2 protein-coding genes are annotated in these 2,388 nt (G+C 67.3%); both read left to right on the top strand.

Annotated elements, in window-relative coordinates; translation table 11 throughout:
* Positions 1–892 (top strand): site-specific integrase (locus tag J2X45_RS20245; protein WP_310218521.1); only part of this gene is annotated, 892 nt, incomplete at its 5' end.
* Positions 893–913: 21 nt separating this feature from the next.
* Positions 914–2,119, top strand: a complete 1,206-nt coding sequence (locus J2X45_RS20240; RefSeq protein ID WP_310218519.1) for an IS91 family transposase — start codon at positions 914–916, stop codon at positions 2,117–2,119.
* Positions 2,120–2,388 lie beyond the last annotated feature (269 nt).

The raw sequence follows: 2,388 nt of genomic DNA, 5'->3' as shown, positions 1-2,388 counted from the left end.
TCCTCCTCGAGACAGGAGACGAGTGATGCCCGAAGAAGCGATCCACCCGTTGCGTCGCAGGATGGTCGAAGACATGACCCTCCGCAACTTCGATCAGCGTACCCAGCAGGCCTACATCCGATCGGTTCGGTCTTGTTGTCGCTACTGCGGCAGGACCCCGGGCGAGCTGACGTTCGAGGACGTGCGGCATTATCAGCTACACCTGACGCAAAGCGGCCTGGCCCCGGCCAGCATCAATGGCGCGATGGTGGCGCTGCGGTTCTTCTTCCGGGTGACGCTCAAACGACCAGAGGCGTTGGACTACATTCCCATCGCCCGCCAGCCGCAGAGATTGCCGGTCGTGCTGACGCCGGACGAGGTCGCGCGGCTGTTGCAGGCGGCACCGGGGCTCAAGTGGCGCACCGCGCTCAGCGTCGCCTACGGCGCGGGCCTGCGGGCCGCCGAGGTCGTGGGCCTGAAGGTCGGGGACATCGACAGCCAGCGCATGCGCATCCGGGTCGAACAGGGCAAGGGTCGGCGCGACCGTGACGCGCTGCTTTCGCCACACCTGCTGGCGACGCTTCGCAACTGGTGGAAGGTGGCGCGGCCGCCGGTGTGGCTGTTCCCCAACCGGCTGACGTCTTTCAATGCGGTCACGCCGCGCTCGCTCAACCGCGCCTTCCACATAGCGGTCAGGACGGCCGGGATCAGCAAGCCAGTCTGCCTGCACACCCTGCGCCATTGCTTTGCCACTCACCTGCTGGAGCAGAATGTCGATGTGCGGGTGATCCAAGTCCTGCTGGGCCACAAGAAGTTAGAGACCACCTCGGTCTACACCCACGTGGCCGCCAAGACCCTCGACGGCATCGAGAGCCCGCTGGACCTGCTGCAACTGAGACCGCCACCGGCCTGAGCATTGGGTCGGGCCGGGCCTGTGCGCCCGGTTCTTGAGGTCGCCGACATCTTCCACGCCCATGGCGAGGCCTTCCGCCGCGCCCAGACCGGACATCTGAGCCTGGGTCAGCTCAAGGTGATGTCGGCGATCCAGGCCTGCCGCACCGCGCGGTTGGGCGGCCACGTCGAGCGCTGCGAGGACTGCGACCATCAGCGGATCGCCTACAACTCCTGCCGCAACCGCCATTGCCCAAAGTGTCAGGGCGCGGCGGCGCAGCGCTGGCTGGAGGCCCGCCAGGCCGAGCTGTTGCCGCTGGCCTACTACCACGTGGTCTTCACCCTGCCGGCCCAGATCGGCGACATCGCCTTCCAGAACAAGGCCGTGGTCTACGGCGCGCTGTTCAAGGCCGCGTCAGAGACCCTGCTGACCATCGCCGCCGATCCCAAGCACCTGGGCGCCCGCATCGGCCTGACCGCCGTCCTTCACACCTGGGGATCAGCGCTCACCCATCATCCGCATGTGCACTGCATCGTCCCCGGCGGCGGCCTCGCCTTGGACGGCCAGAGCTGGGTCTCTTGTCGCCCCCGGTTCTTCCTGCCGGTGCGCGTGCTCTCCCGGCTGTTCCGGCGGCTGTTCCTGGAGAAGCTTGCCGCCGCTCACGCCGAGGGGCAGCTGTCCTTCTTCGGCGAACTGGCCGGCCTGGCCGACCGCGCCGCCTTCGCCGCCCGCCTGGCCCCGCTTCGCCGTGCAGAGTGGGTGGTCTATGCCAAGCGCCCCTTCGCCGGCCCCGAAGCGGTCCTAGCCTATCTGGCCCGCTACACACACCGCGTGGCCATCTCCAGCAGCCGCCTTGTCGCCATGAACGACACGGGCGTCACCTTCCGCTGGAAGGACTACCGCAGGGACGGCCAGGCCCGGCGCAAGCTGATGACCCTGGCGCCCAGCGAGTTCATTCGCCGCTTCCTGATCCACGTCCTGCCCACCGGCTTCCACCGCATCCGCCACTATGGCCTCTTCGCCAACCCGGCCCGCGCCGCCAATCTAGCCAAGGCTCGCGCCTTGCTTCAGGCGCCGACACCCACCCCAGCCCCCGAGGCCTGCGTCGAACCAGAACCGGCCGCAAAGCCACTGATCGCTTGCCCTTGCTGCGGCGGCCGCATGGTCCTGGTCGAGGTCTTCGAGCGCTGGAGCGGACCTGGACACCGGCCCCCGTTCCAGCACGTGTTCAGGGTCGACTCGTCATGACGCTCATGGCTGTTACCCCATGCCATCGCAGCGCCACAGCAACGGCCAATGGCCGCATGACCAACCCTGCGCGCCAACCGCAAAAAGCTAGCCCCGGCACCCAGGAAAAGGCCGATCGTCACATCATCAGGGGCGTCGTGACGGAGAAAACTGGCGACCCACACCTGCCACCATGCCGGTCAGCGCATCGTCAGCGACCTCATGGGACAAGCGCGTCGCTCAAATCCCCATAGGCCGATACCGCCATCCCGCGGGTCAGACTTTGAGCT

Source organism: Caulobacter sp. BE264, assembly GCF_031457805.1.
In the GTDB taxonomy this organism is placed as follows: Bacteria; Pseudomonadota; Alphaproteobacteria; order Caulobacterales; family Caulobacteraceae; genus Caulobacter.
Note: the sequence above shows the minus strand (reverse complement) of the source record. Positions and strands in the feature narration are given on the sequence as shown.